The sequence below is a fragment of the Paraburkholderia sp. MM5384-R2 genome, from assembly GCF_014201025.1.
Lineage (GTDB): Bacteria > Pseudomonadota > Gammaproteobacteria > Burkholderiales > Burkholderiaceae > Paraburkholderia > Paraburkholderia tuberum.
The window spans coordinates 182220-197860 of record NZ_JACHDI010000015.1 but is presented as its reverse complement, the minus strand read 5'-3'; the positions used below and the strand labels follow the sequence as shown (position 1 = coordinate 197860).

The 15641-nt window shown below is 62.6% G+C and carries 14 protein-coding genes; 3 read left to right on the top strand and 11 right to left on the bottom strand.

What is annotated here, in order from left to right; genetic code table 11:
• Positions 1–672: 672 nt before the first annotated feature.
• The gene (locus HDG37_RS23295) at positions 673–1527 is read left to right on the top strand and encodes a PA4780 family RIO1-like protein kinase (RefSeq protein WP_184051664.1); all 855 of its coding nucleotides are present in this window, start codon (positions 673–675) and stop codon (positions 1525–1527) included.
• Positions 1528–1691: 164 nt separating this feature from the next.
• On the opposite strand, the gene HDG37_RS39450 is transcribed toward HDG37_RS23295, so the two are convergent.
• The 5 genes from HDG37_RS39450 to oxlT all read right to left on the bottom strand — a co-directional run bounded on the left by HDG37_RS39450 (position 1692) and on the right by oxlT (position 7370).
• A complete protein-coding gene (locus HDG37_RS39450) occupies positions 1692–1817 on the bottom strand; it encodes a hypothetical protein (RefSeq protein WP_260334965.1) in 126 nt (41 codons plus the stop codon).
• Between the two features lie 605 nt (positions 1818–2422).
• Positions 2423–2854: a PAS domain S-box protein gene (locus HDG37_RS23290; protein ID WP_184051649.1), complete on the bottom strand. Its 432-nt coding sequence runs from the start codon at positions 2852–2854 to the stop codon at positions 2423–2425.
• A gap of 102 nt (positions 2855–2956) precedes the next feature.
• Positions 2957–4207: a formyl-CoA transferase gene (frc, locus tag HDG37_RS23285; RefSeq protein ID WP_184051647.1), complete on the bottom strand. Its 1251-nt coding sequence runs from the start codon at positions 4205–4207 to the stop codon at positions 2957–2959.
• Positions 4208–4232: 25 nt separating this feature from the next.
• Positions 4233–5975 carry an oxalyl-CoA decarboxylase gene (oxc, locus tag HDG37_RS23280; RefSeq protein WP_184051645.1) on the bottom strand — a complete coding sequence of 581 codons (1743 nt, stop codon included), beginning with the start codon at positions 5973–5975 and terminating at the stop codon, positions 4233–4235.
• 63 nt (positions 5976–6038) lie between these two features.
• Positions 6039–7370 carry an oxalate/formate MFS antiporter gene (gene oxlT, locus HDG37_RS23275; RefSeq protein ID WP_184051643.1) on the bottom strand — a complete coding sequence of 444 codons (1332 nt, stop codon included), beginning with the start codon at positions 7368–7370 and terminating at the stop codon, positions 6039–6041.
• Positions 7371–8010: 640 nt separating this feature from the next.
• On the opposite strand from oxlT, the gene HDG37_RS23270 reads away from it, so the two are divergent.
• A complete protein-coding gene (locus HDG37_RS23270) occupies positions 8011–8400 on the top strand; it encodes a hypothetical protein (protein WP_184051640.1) in 390 nt (129 codons plus the stop codon).
• A 319-nt stretch (positions 8401–8719) separates the two neighbouring features.
• Here the strand turns inward: HDG37_RS23270 and HDG37_RS23265 are convergent, their stop codons facing one another.
• Together HDG37_RS23265 and HDG37_RS23260 are read right to left on the bottom strand one after the other, a co-directional pair.
• A complete protein-coding gene (locus tag HDG37_RS23265; RefSeq protein WP_184051638.1) occupies positions 8720–9985 on the bottom strand; it encodes a glycosyltransferase family 87 protein in 1266 nt (421 codons plus the stop codon).
• 298 nt (positions 9986–10283) lie between these two features.
• Complete coding sequence (locus HDG37_RS23260) at positions 10284–10604, bottom strand: hypothetical protein (protein WP_409260240.1); 321 nt, start codon at positions 10602–10604, stop codon at positions 10284–10286.
• Between the two features lie 248 nt (positions 10605–10852).
• Between HDG37_RS23260 and HDG37_RS23255 the strand changes: the two genes are divergently transcribed.
• On the top strand, positions 10853–11746 hold the full coding sequence (locus HDG37_RS23255; protein ID WP_184051636.1) for an alpha/beta fold hydrolase: 894 nt from the start codon (positions 10853–10855) through the stop codon (positions 11744–11746).
• A gap of 24 nt (positions 11747–11770) precedes the next feature.
• On the opposite strand, the gene HDG37_RS23250 is transcribed toward HDG37_RS23255, so the two are convergent.
• The 4 genes from HDG37_RS23250 to gsiC are packed head-to-tail and all read right to left on the bottom strand — an operon-like array spanning position 11771 to position 15546.
• Complete coding sequence (locus HDG37_RS23250) at positions 11771–12604, bottom strand: M55 family metallopeptidase (protein WP_184051635.1); 834 nt, start codon at positions 12602–12604, stop codon at positions 11771–11773.
• A complete protein-coding gene (locus HDG37_RS23245; protein WP_184051633.1) occupies positions 12601–13716 on the bottom strand; it encodes a P1 family peptidase in 1116 nt (371 codons plus the stop codon). The genes HDG37_RS23250 and HDG37_RS23245 overlap by 4 nt, the downstream gene beginning before the upstream one ends.
• A complete protein-coding gene (gene gsiD, locus HDG37_RS23240; protein ID WP_184051631.1) occupies positions 13713–14618 on the bottom strand; it encodes a glutathione ABC transporter permease GsiD in 906 nt (301 codons plus the stop codon). The genes HDG37_RS23245 and gsiD overlap by 4 nt, the downstream gene beginning before the upstream one ends.
• 7 nt (positions 14619–14625) lie before the next feature.
• Positions 14626–15546 carry a glutathione ABC transporter permease GsiC gene (gene gsiC / locus HDG37_RS23235; RefSeq protein WP_090801536.1) on the bottom strand — a complete coding sequence of 307 codons (921 nt, stop codon included), beginning with the start codon at positions 15544–15546 and terminating at the stop codon, positions 14626–14628.
• Between the last annotated feature and the right edge of the window lie 95 nt (positions 15547–15641).

Genomic DNA, 15641 nt, shown 5'->3' with positions numbered 1-15641 from the left:
AACAGCTCCACGGAGTGCATTTCAAGTATGGACAGAGACATAGGTGTGTCGATGGTCTATCTGAAGTCGCTGCCGGGGTTGACAGCAGTCAGATAGTTACCGTGCGACAGGCAGTCCGTACATGGGCGACAGCCCAAAATCTCCACGGCTCTCGATGAAACGGAAAAAAGCGCCCGCAGGAACATTGCGGTTTTTCGCGCCCGTAGCGCGGATGCTCGCGGGCAGCGACCGTACCGCTGGTCTATGACCTTTCCAGCCGCTGGCGGCACTCGCGCAGCAGATCGTTCGCCCGAAGCCGCTGTTCGTGCCAATACGGCGCGTACGTCCGCGAGCGCATCCTCGAAGAGACCAAAAATCGACACCTGCGCAACCGTTGCCGCTTTGGAGAAAGTCGAATGCCCGTTGTGGGTCGGGCGCTGCCCGTCGTGGCGAGTAGCCAGCGGCCAGGAGCGGCGACAATGCATCTGCGCAGTCGCCAGGAGATTTGATTTGAGTCGCCTCCCCCTCGCTCCCTTTATAATCCGGCATGACTACCTCCACTCCCCATGCAGCAACCCGACGAGCGGAACCGCCCACGCGATTCATCGGTTCGCCGATTCCGCACACCTCAGCGACCCATTCGCCTTCCACGCATTTCGAACGCACGCGCCACGAGCCGCACTGGTCGGTCGTATGAAAATACCCAAACGGCTTGCACCGCTTCTTGACGAAGGACTCATCGACGAAGTGATCGGCCAGTTGATGAGCGGCAAGGAAGCAACCGTCTACGTCGTGCGCAGCGGCGACTCGATGCGGTGTGCAAAGGTCTACAAGGACGCGAAGCAGCGCAGTTTCCGGCAAGCCGCATCGTATCGGGACGGCCGCAAGGTCAAGAACAGCCGGCAGGCGCGTGCGATGGAAAAAGGTACTCGCTACGGGCGCCAGATGCAGGAGGAGTTGTGGCAAAACGCCGAAGTCGACGCACTGTTCCGACTTGCCGACGGGGGCGTGCGAGTGCCGCAACCTTATATCTGTACCGATGGGGTGTTACTGATGGAACTGGTGGTCGACGCAACGGGTGACGTCGCGCCACGCCTCAACGACGTCCATCTGACTGAAGCGCGCGCCCTTGAACTGCACGCCCTGCTGCTCAACCAGGTTGTCCGCATGCTCTGCGCGGGTGTGATTCACGGCGACCTGTCCGAATACAACATCCTGCTGGCGGCTGATGGACCAGTGATCATCGATCTGCCTCAGGCCATCGACGCCGCCGCCAACAACGAAGCCGCCTCGATGCTCAAGCGTGACGTCGACAACCTCGCTGCGTACTTCGGACGGTTTGCACCGCAAATTCTCGGCGCGGATTACGGAACGGAGATCTGGGCGCTGTTCGAAGCAGGCGAGCTGAAAGTCGATGTCAAATTGACCGGCCGCATCGAGCTCGACACGCGACCAGTCGACCTCGACAGCGTGCTGCAGGAACTCGAAGAGACACGTCTTGACGAAGACGCGCGAGTTCGGCGACAGCAGGAACTGAGCGCGAACTGATAACCCGTGCTCGATGTACCCCGCAAGGTGCCCCGAAACAAGGTCTTCGACGAATGTTGCACCGGGAACCGGTTGCGCACCGTCAGAATAGTCGAGTTCGGCCAGTTTCCGTCGTTGGTCCGAGCGTCGCGTTCGGTTGCCGCGCCACCGCAAATCCGTCCACGTCAGTGGCGATCGCGCAACGCGGCGCCGTGCGCATGAAGCGGATGATTGACGATCTTCTCGTCTTCACGCGTACCCGCCTGGGTGACGCGCTTCCAGTGGACTTCACGTCGCGGGACATCGGGCATATCTGCAACGATGCGGCAGATGAGGTACGCGCTTCGTATCGGATGCACGGATTGACGTGCGCGTTACGGGCGAGACTGCCGGCAAGTGGGACCGCGCCCGCATCGGCCAACTGCTGATTAACCTGCTTGTGAACGCAGTCCAGCACGGTGCAGGGAATATAAGCGTGGAACGGCACCATACAGGCCGGGTCGAAAGACGGCAGGACGACCTTCACGGTCCAGATCCCCCGTTTTCCGTCGCACGTGCTCTGACCGGGACGGCCTTGCGCCCCGGAGTTTCACGCCGGGAGCTTGTTGCGCTTCGTCATGCCATTCCAGATCGCTCGCCAAGCCGGTCCCGTGCGTCGAACGGCCGCTGTACTCAAAAAGCTGACTCGCGGTGGGCGCGCAATCGAGCGTCCGCTATAGTCGGTCGGCTAAGGAAGTTGGCGGCGATGCTGCGGCGCAACCGCAGCAAGGCCCAGACTTTCTCTATGTCGACCAAGGCTCGCCGGGACATCCTCGGACCGTGCTTGCGCGCTTGCGCCGCTGGCTGCGGCAACGCCCGCCATCCCGGCTGCGATAGCGGTAGACGCGGAACGGGAGTTGCTCATTCCGGCGGCGTCTCACGCGCCTTGGGACGCCTCCAGCTCCGCAAGACGTTTGCGTAGCACACGATCCTGCTGGAAGCGGGCGGTTTCGTCGCGGATCACTGCGACGATGCCGGTGAGTTCGTTTTGCTGCGAACGTAGCAACGCCACTGTAAAGGCGATCGACATTGACCGTCCGTCCTTGTCCACAGCGGGGACGCGCAGCACATCATTGCCGTAACGCGTTTCGCCCGTTGCCATGGTCTTGTGATAGCCATCCCAATGGCGGCCGCGCAAGCGTTCCGGAATGATCAGGTCCAGCGACTTTCCGAGCGCCTCGCTCTGCGTAAATCCGAACATGCGTTCGGCCGCGGGGTTCCAGAAAGTGATGCTGCCACCGGAATTGGAGATGATGATGGCGTCGCCGATTGCGTTGGCAAGTTGCTGGAAGTCGATGGCAGTTTGCACGGCGTTCCTCCAAAGCGAATGGGTGTACTTAAATCGGATGCGGCGCCGTCAGGGGTACCGCATTTGCACGTCAGAAGCTGAAACTGCGCCTGTGTGACACCGTTAAACTGCTTTGATTTCGCGTAGATTGAAGATGTCCTGCTGGCTGTAGCCAAGGCCCGCCAGCACTTCGTCCGTATGTTCTCCGAGCAGCGGCGACGCGGTGACGTGCGGCTTCATGTCCGAGAACTTGATCGGGCTGCCGACGGTCAGATACGAGCCGCGTTTCTTGTGCGGCACCTCGACAATCGTGCCGCTCGCGCGCAACGACGGATCGTTGGCCAGTTCTTTCATCGTCAGCACCGGCGCGCACGGAATGTCGAACTTGCGCAAGATGTCGACCGCTTCGAATTTCGTCTTGTCGGCAAGCCACGCTTCGATCGTCTTGAAAATTTCGAAGATATGGGGCTGACGCGCTTCAGCGGTCTTGTAGGCTGGGTCATCGATCCACTCTGGCTTGCCGAGTGCTTTGCAGATCGGCTCCCATGCATGCCCCTGGATCGTGAAGTAGATGTAGGCGTTCGGGTCCGTCTCCCAGTCTTTGCACTTCAGCACCCAGCCCGGTTGACCGCCGCCGCCCGCATTTCCGCCGCGTGGCACCACGTCGCTGAATTCGCCGTGCGGATATTGCGGATATTCCTCAAGATAGCCAACTCGCTCAAGCCGCTGCTGGTCACGCAATTTCACCCGGCACAGGTTCAGCACGCTGTCCTGCATCGACACCGCGACCTTCTGGCCCTTGCCGGTTTTGTCGCGGCCCAGCAGCGCGGTGAGAATGCCGATCGCCAGATGCATGCCGGTGTTGCTGTCGCCGAGCGCAGCGGCGCTAATGGTCGGCGGACCGTCCCAGAAGCCGGTGGTGGACGCCGCGCCGCCTGCGCATTGGGCGACGTTTTCGTAGACTTTCAGGTCATCGTAGTGATGGCCGTCGCTGAAGCCCTTCACCGAGGCGACGATCATCTTCGGATTGAGTTCATTCAGGCGCTCCCACGAAAATCCCATCCGGTCCAACGCCCCCGGCCCAAAATTTTCGACCAGAACGTCGGACTCGCGGATCAGCTTTTCGAGCACCTCCTTGCCTTCGGCTTTTTTCGTGTCCAGCGTTAGCGACTTCTTATTGCTGTTGAGCATCGTGAAGTACAGCGCGTCGGCATCGGGAATGTCGCGCAGCTGGTTACGCGTCACATCGCCCGAACCCGGTCTTTCGACCTTGATCACATCGGCGCCGAACCAGGCGAGCAACTGCGTGCACGCGGGACCGGCTTGAACGTGGGTGAAGTCGATGATCTTGATCCCTTCGAGAGGTTTGGTCATTTGGGTATCTCCTGAGTTAGCCTGATTACTTTTTCATTGCCGCGCTTTGCGGATTCAGATTGGTCAGTCGGCCGCTTTCGGTTCCGGCCGCTTCGTCGATGACGGCATTGATCAAGGTCGGCTTGCCTGATGCGATAGCCTCGAGCAGCGCCTTCGCCAGTTCTTGCGGAGTGGTCGCGTTGTAGCCAACACCGCCGAATGCCTCGATCATCCTGTCGTAACGCGCACCCTTCACGAATACGGTCGGCGCGACGTCCTTGCCGCCCGTCGGGTTCACGTCGGTGCCGCGATACACGCCGTTGTTGTTGAATACGACCGTGCAAACCGGCAAGTCGTAACGGCAGATCGTTTCGAGTTCCATGCCGCTGAATCCGAACGCGCTATCGCCTTCGATCGCGACAACCGGTTTGCCTGTCGTTACCGCTGCGCCGATAGCGAAACCCATACCGATACCCATGATTCCCCACGTGCCCGAATCAAAGCGTTTGCGCGGCTCGTACATGTCGATAATGCTGCGCGCGTAGTCGAGCGTATTCGCGCCTTCGTTGACGACGTTGATTTCCGGGCGCGTCTTCAGCACATCGCGAATCGCGCGCAACGCGCTGTGGAAGTTCATCGGCGACGGGTTCTTGTCGAGCGTCGCGGCCATCTTGGCGAGATTCCTGTTTTTGCGCTCGGCGATCGCTCCGATCCACTCGGCGTCCGGTTTGCCGAAGCTCGCGTCGATGCGGGCGCGAAGCGCCGCCACGCATGAACCGATATCGCCGATCACCGGCGCGGCAATCGCAACGTTGCTGTCGATTTCCGTCGGCGAGATATCGACCTGGATGAATCTCTTCGGCTGCGCTCCCCACGTCTTGCCTTTGCCGTGCGAGAGCAGCCAGTTCAGACGCGCGCCGATCAACACGACCACGTCGGCTTCCTGGAGCACGAACGAGCGCGCCGCTGACGCCGATTGCTCATGTGTATCGGGCAGCAGGCCCTTGGCCATCGACATCGGCAGATACGGAATGCCGCTTTGCTCGACGAAGCCGCGGATCTCGGCGTCAGCCTGCGCGTACGCCGCGCCCTTGCCCAGCAGGATCAACGGACGTTTGGCGCTCTTCAGCACCTCGATCGCACGTTCGACGGATTCCGGCGCCGGCAGCTGACGCGGTGCGGCGTCGACGACTTTCACCAGCGACTGCTGCGCCTTCACGGCGTCCAGCGTTTGCGAAAGCAGTTTGGCCGGTAAATCCAGATACACGCCACCCGGTCGGCCCGACACCGCCGCGCGGATCGCACGCGCTACGCCTATGCCAATATCCTCCGCGTGCAGAACGCGATATGCAGCCTTCGCGTAAGGCTTGGCCGCGTTCAACTGATCCATTTCTTCGTAATCGCCTTGCTGCAGATCGACGATTTCGCGTTCGCTCGAGCCGCTGATCAGGATCATCGGGAAACAGTTAGTGGTCGCATTGGCGAGGGCGGTCAGGCCGTTGAGAAAGCCCGGCGCCGACACGGTCAGGCAGATGCCCGGCTTCTGCGTGATGTAGCCGGATATGGCTGCCGCGTTGCCGGCGTGCTGTTCATGACGAAAGCCGATGAAACGCATTCCTTCGGCTTGTGCCAGTCGCGCCAGGTCGGTAATGGGGATGCCGACCAGTCCAAAAATGGTGTTGATGTCGTTCAGTTTCAGCGCATCGATGACGAGATGGAATCCGTCGGTCGTTTCGGTCGCCTGTTGTTTCAACGTGCCCTCTGTTGTGAGCTGGTCGGCTTCTGCCATGACATGTCTCCTGGTGGTGGAGCGTTGTGTGGTTGGTCGTGAGCGGTGCACTCACGCTGTCGTTTATTCAGATGAGCCGCCGGGCCACTGCTGCAGCCGTGCTTCGGCAATGGCTACGCCTGCTGGCACGCCCGAGTTTTCGATCCAGCGCTTTCTCATGGGTGCAAGGATGAACTTCGCGGATATGGCGGCCGCGATCGATATCACTGCCGCCGAGATGAACACCGTGCTCCAGCCGCCATTCGCCGACAGAAGCGATGCGACCGGCACCAGCATCGAGGCCGTACCCTTCGCCGTGTAAAGCGTCCCCGCATTCGCAGCGGCGTATTTGCTGCCGAACGTGTCCGCGCAGGTCGCGGGGAAGATCGAGAAAATCTCGCCCCAGCAGAGGAATACAGCGGCCGCGAAGAACATGAATGCATACGGGTTGTGGCCAAACTGCATCAGTCCCAGCAACGCGACGCCTTCGCCGAGGAAGATCATGAACATCGTGTTTTCGCGGCCAATGCGGTCAGACAGAAATCCGCATAGGGGACGGGTGAGTCCATTGCACAGATTGTCGATCGACAGCGTCATCGTGAGGAGCGGCAGCGTGATGCCGATCAAACTCACAGGCAGCCTGGCAAAGCCGTATTCCTTCGCGATCGGCCCAAGCTGCGCGGTCGCAATGATGCCGCCGGCCGCAACGAACACGAACATCAGATACAGCACCCAGAAGAGCGGCGAGCGGATCATCTCGCCGGACGTGTAGTCGATCTTGCTTGCAACGATACGTTTAGTCGGGATCGCACTGGCGGGCGGCTTCGGCCGTACCAGCATGGTAGCGAGCAGCAGGATGCAGACACCCTGGAAAATGCCGAAGAACATGAACGCGTGCTCGTAGCCCGAACGCTGGATCATGTTGGCAATCGGTATCACTGTGACGGCCGCGCCGGCGCCGAAACCCGCCGCTGTCAAACCGGCTGCGAGACCGCGTTTGTCCGGAAACCATTTGAGCGCCATGCCGACGCAGGTGCCATACACACAGCCCGCGCCGATGCCGGCGATGACTGCTGCGACGTATAGCTCCGCGAGACTGCTCGCATGCGCGTTGATGATCCAGCCGAGCGCTGCGCACAGCGCACCGCCGGTCACAACCGGGCGTGGCCCGAACTTGTCGACGAGCCAGCCTTCGACGGGGACGAGCCAGGTTTCAGTGACGATGAAAATCGTGAATGCGGTCTGGATCGCTGCCTGACCCCAATGGTGGGCGTTGTCCATTGGTACGACGAACAGCGTCCACGCATACTGCAGATTCGCGACGAGCCCCATGCACACGATGCCGATAGCGAGTTGCACCCACCGGTGATGCCAGAATCGTGCGCGGCCGCCATCCAATACGTTCGAATGTCCCATGTCTTCGTCTCCTGCATATTCCGTCGCGCTCAAGCGGCGCGTTGGACTTACGTGATCGAATCGCTTCGTCGCCGGTTCGCCTGCGGCAATGAAGCGCCAATGGTCGGCCAGAGGGTATTGCACTAATGAAAAACCCCTTGCTCGTTGAACGCACAACAGTGGAGGTGCGAGCTATTGCACGAGCAGCGTGGGTGAGGAGATGCTGCGCGAGAAGAGTGATAAACGAAAGTTAAAACATTTTATGGTTTGCATTAGGCATCCGTAATATACGGGTCGGCCGCGTTGATGCGGAACGCGGCTCCCTGCCAGCGGCAAGTCGTCCAGACATTGACTGGCATGTAATTTTTTCGCCCGCAGACCTATGAAATTGGGTTTCGCCCAGCGGGCGTTCGATTTGGAAATTGAACGGATCGGAGAGCACGCGCGACTGGGTTCCCCCGCTGCGCTGGAGGTCGTCGGATTTCGTGTGATGCTCTGTACGTATTGCAGCACTGCGAGAAATGAGTGCCTTCCATCAACGCCGTTGCAACGGCTGCCACGTATAAACAAATTAATATAGATATTCGAAAAAACTTTAACTGTTGTTTATTTATGCGGTCTCCTATTCTCTGCTCAGGCCATTTGCCGGAAGGAGTCGATCATGAATCCCTCTCAATTCCATGTTCGCGACAGCGCGCATGACGCGGAAGTCCAGGCACAACTTTGTGCCTATAACGTCGCTTTCGACGAACTCGGCCTGCGTTTCCGTTGGGATGAGCGCACGCTGATGTCCTTGGCCATGATTGACGGCGAACAGGAGCAGATTGCCTCGTATATCGAAACGCATCATGCACACTTGCTGAAAGCCTATAGCGCCGAATTTCTGAGCCGAGCCATTCTCGAAAAGAAAAACGCCCGCAATCCATCGCGCTTACAGAAGCGCGTCGATAGCGCGCCGCATCCGAGCCAAGTGATGCATCAACCACCGATGAGCCGCCGGTCCGAACGCAGTTCGTATGGCGTGGAGTTGCCAGCGCTGGCTGGCGTGTAGGCCGCGGTGGTTAGCCGCGTATGTTGAACGGCCGTTATTGGAAGAACTGAAAGGCTGTTCAGGGTCGAACTCGGCCGACTGTAATATGCCCCTTTCGCCGACAAGCTTTCGCTCGCTCATTCCGGCAAATACGCACGCCCGGTGGTATTTTTGGTGGTATCCGTACCGGCAAAATTCCTCAAACCCGCTCAAGCAAAGCGATAGCAGGAATTTTTTCATTCCGGCCCTGCCATCAAACAATCTTCCCGATTCCCAATCGTCCGGAAGACATCGCCAGTCGCATCTCCCATCAAAAACCCTTTAGCCACACCGGGATCATTCATCCAGGCTGGTAAGCACGCCCTCGCCGCCTCACTCCCGACGGTGGAAAGTACCTTGCGACACAGAGCCCGTAAATGATCAGCGCCGCGACCGTGTAGGACACGAATCGCGCCGCAAAGAACAGCAAGACCACGACGACCGCGGCCAGCAGCATCTCCAGTCTCGGACCGAGCGCCGACAACTGCCCGCCGCGCGCTTCGAAGGCGGTCCCCAGCAAGATCAGCAACGGGATCAACGCGAGCACCATGTGGATCGGCTCGAGGATCGGATAAGCCACGAGCATCGTCATCGAAGCGAGCGCGTAGTCGATGCGGCTGTCCCGATGGCGGCGAAACACCAGATACGCGGACAGCAGGCAAGCAGCCAGCACCAACGCATGCGAAGCAATCGACAGCAATGTACCGGACACCGGCATGCCGATCGTCGCCGATAGCGTCTGCAGCGCGCCCCTCACGGCATTGTTCATCGGCGCGCCGCCACCGCTCATCGCCAGTGCCATGCCGTTCAGGCGCGGCATGTCCGACACGAAGTAGTGCCACAAAACATCGAAGCCGAGGCGCGCTCCGGTGATCAACGTCAACGCAATCGCAACGACGCTCGCCATCACGAACGTCCGCCATTCGCGACGCAGCAACAGCAGGCCGGCGACGGCCAGGGGCGTGAGCTTGATCGCGATCGCAAAGCCAAGAAAGAGTCCAGCGGCATAACCTTTGCCACGCTCGATCAGCGCGAAAGTCGCAACCAACAGGAAGAACAGCAGTTCGTTCGATTGGCCGTCGTAGGTATCTTCGAAGAGCGGAAAGCTCAGCAGCGCGACCGCCACCAGCAGCAGGTTCACGCTGCGCTCCGTGCCGCGGCACGCCATCGTGACGACGAGATACAAAGCCACCGAGAACAACACGATCGACGCACTCACCCAGACGATTTTCGCGGCGAGCGGCGTCAGCAGCGCGAGCGGCGCAAACACCAGCGCGAACTGCGGCGGGTAGGCGTAGAAGATGTCGTCGCCCGTCGAGCGCCCGCCGATGCCCTGCAAAAACGCGATGAGCGCGTCGTAATCGTACAGGCGCGCCGGGTCATGCAGCACGACGTTGAAGGCGTACAGGTAGAAATTGAAATCGCCGAAGGCGTCAGGGACGTTGCCACGAAACTTGGCGACGACGTGAAGGATACGCAGCGCGAGGCAGGCCACCGCAATCAGCAAAAGCAGCGCGGCACCCGCGCCGAAGTTCGACCTGGTCCGTACGGCGCCTGCGTTGAACATGGTGTCTCTCCGCGGTACGTCAATCAACGTGGGAGTAGCTGCGCCCTTGAGACCCGCGCTAGCGGGGGCGTACCAGCAGACCATGTCGCCGGTACGGTCCGGGGATGGCCGGCATGGCCAGCCATGCCGGCTTCGTGCCGGACGACCGGACAGAGATTACCGATTCGCAAAAATCGATCTGTGCGCTCGCCCACACGAGACCGACCTATATCGGGAACTTCGGCGCGCGAAGATCGTTCGTAGGCGGCCAATCGCCGTGTTCGCCGCGGAATGCCACGCACGTCGCGCCGATCGGCGCTTATCGGCTCGCGGCCCGCATGCCAGCGCGCGCAACCTCGCGGCGTCGCTTGATCACGTAGCCGCCCCACATTAGCACGAGCCATGCCGGCACCAGCCACACCGAGACCGACAAGCCCGGCGTCAGCGCCAGAATCACGAGAATCAGCGCCATGAATGCCAGGCAGATCCAGTTGCTGACCGGGAACCAGAACGAGCGGAACACCAGCGTTTCGCCCGCGGCTACCATCGCCTTGCGCGACTTCAGATGCGTGAGGCTGATCAGCGCCCAGTTCAGCACCAGCGCCGCGACCACGAGCGACATCAGCGAGAAGATCATCACGAACGGGCTGCCGCATGTCGCCGCTGGGTGTAGAACGCTGTCGAAGGCAGCGCTGTGGCAGATTGCACGGCTGGACCGTACGGTCCGGTCTGGCAAAAACGCTAATTTTACCCCGACCGATATTCCTCTGATATTCGGAGCCGCCCGCTTCGTTCTGCGCCGCACTTAAGCGCGCGGATTGTGATTGTCACGGGGATCGCGCCTGGGTATGTTGCCGAAGTCCACTTTTCATGCCGCGGAGCTTCACTATGTTGCCCCAACGTCTGCTTTGCGCCGCCGTGTTGTGCCTCTGTTTCGCGGGCGTCAGTCCGTCCGCGCTCGCGCAAACGGTGCCCGCCGCCCAGCAACCGGCCGACGACGCCGCGTCGCAGGCAAGCGGCCAGCCAACGCCAGCGCCTGCCCCCGCTACTGCCAGCAAGCCGCCTGCCGCCGCGCTCGGCGGCCCGGTGCGCAACATCGTGCTCGTGCATGGCGCGTTCGTCGACGGATCGAGCTGGAACGGCGTGGTCGCGAAGCTGCAGCAAAAGGGTTATCACGTGAGCTCGGTGCAGAACCCGCTGACCTCGCTCGCCGACGACGTCGCCGCGACCCGCCGCGTGCTCGATCGCGAGAACGGTCCGGTGCTGCTGGTCGGGCACTCGTGGGGCGGCGTCGTGATCACCGAGGTCGCCGCGGACGCGCCGAACGTCGCCGGGCTCGTGTATGTCGCCGCGCTTGCGCCGCAACTGCACGAATCGGCGATGGACGTGATGAAGGCCGGCGGCCCGATGCCGGCCGGCCAGAGCATCAGCAAGGACGCGAACGGGTTTTTGTGGATCGACCGCGCGCGCTATCACGCCGATCTCGCCGCCGACGTGCCCGAGACCGTCACACGCGTGCTCGCCGCCGCGCAGGTGCCGATCGCCGCGAGCGCATTCGACGAACCGGTCGATCAGGTCGGCTGGAAGGACAAACCGTCGTGGTACGTGCTGACGACGAAAGACCACGCGGTGTCGCCCGATCTGCAGAGAATGATCGCCGCGCGCATCGGCGCGAAGGTGGTGCCGGTCGCGTCGAGCCATCTCGCGCCGGTGTCGCACGCCGGAGCGGTGGCGGAGGCGATCGATCACGCGGCGCGCGAGTTGAGCCGGCAGCTGCAGTAAGCCGGCGGCTCGACGCCGCGCGGCTCAGCGTAGCATGAACGACATCGCCGACAGACAGTTCAGCATCCGCACCGCATGCTCGGCCGACGCCGCACTGAAGCGCAACGTCACGCCATCGACGCGCGTAAGCGTCGGCCATTGGCAGAACAGATCGGCGAGCCCGCTCGTTTGCACGCGCAGTTCACAGTCGATCGTTCGCGGCTCCGCGCGCGTCGCGGCAGGCGCGCGGCCCGCTTCGACATGCTGACGGAGCACGTCGCGCGCGGCGGCCCGCAGCGCCTCGCGCACGCTCGCGGGCGACTGCGTGACGCCGCTTGCTTGCCCGGTCGCGCTCTTCGTGACGACGAAACGCGCGCCGGGAAAACGCGGCGCGGTTTCCTCGGCGAACACGTCGTCACCCGATAAAAGCACCACACGCGCGCCATATTCTTCGGCGAGCGCACCGTACAGCCCCGCTTCGCCCAGCTCCACGCCGTTGAACGCCACGCGCGCGAACGCGAAGCTGTTGATCGTGTGCGCGAGGATGCCGCGCGTTTGCGCCTTCGCGTGATAGCCGAGCATGACGACCAGCGCCGCACCGTATTCGAGCCCGGCCATCATGCCCAGCGTGCGCGGCTTGCCGAGCACGAGCTGGGCGCGCGGATCGAGCAGATCGGGCAGCAGGTTGCGAAAGCCGCCGTGCGAATCATTGACCCACACGTCGGTCGCGCCGCCCGCGAACGCGCCTTCGACGGCCGCGTTGGCTTCGAGCGTCATCCAGCGTCGCGCGGCTTCGTATTCGCCGTTGCCCGCGCGCGTCTGCTCGGCATGGAACACGCCGGCGATGCCTTCGATGTCGGTGGAGATCAGGACTTTCATCGCGCGCAATTCCTCAGCAGGCGGGCAAGGTCCGGCACGCTGTCGCGCAGCGACAGCCGTCGATGGCCGTCGCGACCGGTGACGGTCTCGGCGCTCCACAATGCATCGACGATCGCCTGCTCGACGCTGTCGGCGCAGCCGCGAAACAGCGGGTCCATACAGTGATCGGCGACCAGCGGCGGCAGCGCGACGAAGTCCGCGCCGTGCGGCACCGTGTACGCGGTCGAAAACGCCAGCGCGATATCGCCGCTGCCGTGGCCGTACACCGAGCCGGTGCGCGCGAGACCGGCCGCCGCGCGCAACGACAGGCGTTTCAGCTGGCGCGCGTCGAGCGGCGCATCGGTCGCGACGATGATGATGATCGAGCCTTGCTCGGGTTGCTCGGGGGTCGCGTGAGCAGCGGCACTGGCAGCATTCGCCGCCTCAACGACGGCCGCGCGTTCGGCCAGCATGCGGCCGAGCGGCGTGCCGTCGATCGTCAGCATCGGCAGACGGCCGAAGTTGGCAAGCACGAGCGCGCCAACGGTGTAGTCGCGGCCCGCCGCACTGAACACGCGCGACGCAGTGCCGATGCCGCCCTTCAGATCGAAACACGACATGCCGCGCCCCGCGCCGAGCGCACCGCTCGCGACAGCGGCGCTTGCCGCGTCGAATGCTTCGTTGAAATGCCGTTCGGTCACGGCAAGCGCCTGAATGTCGTTCAGGTAGCCGTCGTTGCACTCGAACACGAGCGGATTGAGCGTCGACCATTCGCGGCCGATGCGCGGATTCGCGCGAATCGCCGCGCGGATCTGCGCCTGCGCGACCGTACCGACGCCGAAGGTGTTGGTCAGCGCGATCGGCGTCTCCAACGTGCCGAGTTCGTCGAGCTGCACGAGCCCGACGCTCTTGCCGAAGCCGTTGATCACCGACGCGGCGGCCGGCACCTTGTCGACGAACGGATCGCCGCGATGCGGCCGGATCACGGTCACGCCGGTTTGCAGCGCGCCTTCGGCAAGCGTGCAATGACCGACGCTGACGCCGTCCACGTCGGCGATCGTGCCGAGCGCTCCGGCCGGCAACGTGCCGAGATGCGGCGCGCGCTCAGCCGAATGATGGTTGCTCATGCTCATGGCCGATCCAGCTTCGGATCGAGCGCATCGCGCAGACCGTCGCCGAGCAGGTTGAACGCGAGCACGGTCAGGAAGATAGCGAGGCTCGGAAACAGCGCGATATGCGGCGCGGTCACCATGTCGGCGCGAGCTTCGTTGAGCATCGCGCCCCACTCGGGCGTCGGCGGCTGCGCGCCCAAGCCGAGAAACGACAGGCTCGCCGCCGTGATGATCGACGTGCCGATGCGCATCGTCAGATACACGACGACCGATGAAATCGTGCCCGGCAGAATGTGCCGCGCCATGATCGTCCAGTCCGACGCGCCGATGCTGCGTGCCGCCTCGACATAGGTGAGCTGCTTGAGCATCAGCGTATTGCCGCGCACGAGCCGCGCGAACGCCGGAATGCTGAAGATCGCCACGGCGCAGATCACGTTGATCATGCCGTTGCCGAGAATCGCGACCACGCCGATCGCGAGCAGAATGCCGGGGAACGCGAACAGCACGTCGGCCACGCGCATTGTGATGCGATCCCACCAGCCCTCGTAGTAACCGGCAAGCAGACCGAAGAACGTGCCGATCACCGCGCCGATCGCCACGGACAGAAAGCCTGCCTCGAGCGAAATGCGCGAGCCGACGAGGATGCGGCTGAAGATATCGCGGCCCAGCGAATCGACGCCGAACCAGTGCGCGGCCGAGGGCCCCGCGTTCAGCGCGTCGTAGTCGAAGAAGTTCTCGGGGTCGTAGGGCACGATATGCGGCGCGATGATCGCGACCACGATCAGCAGCAGCACGAACACGCCGGCGGCCAGCGCGACATGCTGCTTGCGGAACTTGCGCCAGAATTCGCTCCACGGTGTGCGGATCGCGCGTTCGGAGGCAACGGGAGTGGCCGCATTCGGCCCGGTGGCAGTGGTGCTCATGCGGGCCTCACTTGAAACGGATGGTCGGGTTGATCACCGCGTACAGCACGTCGACGATCAGGTTGATGATGATGAATTCGAGCGAGAACAACAGCACCTCGGCCTGAATGATCGGATAGTCGCGCATCGACACCGCATCGACGAGCAAACGGCCGAGGCCCGGCCAGTTGAACACCACTTCGACGACGATCGAACCGCCGAGCAGAAAGCCGAACTGCAACCCCATCATCGTGACGACGGGAATCAGCGCGTTGCGCAGGCAGTGCTTGATGATCACGAGCCGCTCGGGCACGCCCTTCGCACGCGCGGTGCGCACGAAGTCCTCGTGCAGCACTTCGACGAACGAGGCCCGCGTGAAGCGCGCCATCACGGCCGCGACCGCCGCGCCGAGCGTCAGCGACGGCAGCACGTAGCTGCGCCACGAACCGTCGCCGACGATCGGCAGCCAGCCGAGCTGCACCGAGAAAATCTGCATCAGCAGCATGCCGAGCGCAAACGCCGGAAACGAAATGCCCGACACCGCGAGCGTCATGCCCAGGCGGTCCGGCCAGCGGTTGCGCCACACCGCCGAGGCGATGCCGATCGCCATGCCGATCACGACCGCCCACACCATGCTCGCGATCGTCAGCCACAACGTCGGGAAGAAGCGTTCCGCGATCTCCTGACTCACCGGCCGCTTGCTGCGCGTCGAAACGCCGAAGTCGCCATGCGCCATCCGCCAGAAGAAACGGACGAACTGCTGCGGCAGCGGCTTGTCGAGCCCGAGGTCGGAGCGCACGAGCGCCACGGTCGCCTCGTCCGCTTCGGGACCGGCGGCGAGCCGCGCCGGATCGCCCGGCAGCAGATGCACGAACAGGAACACCAGCACGGCGACGATGAAGAGCGTCGGCAGCAGGCCTAGCAGACGTTTGACGAGGAAGTTCAGCATGAAACCAATCCGGCAAATGAGCGGCAAATGAGCGGCAAATCAGGCGGGCAACGAGGACTCGTGTGCGGCGGCGGCGCGGCGGCGGGCTGGGTGAA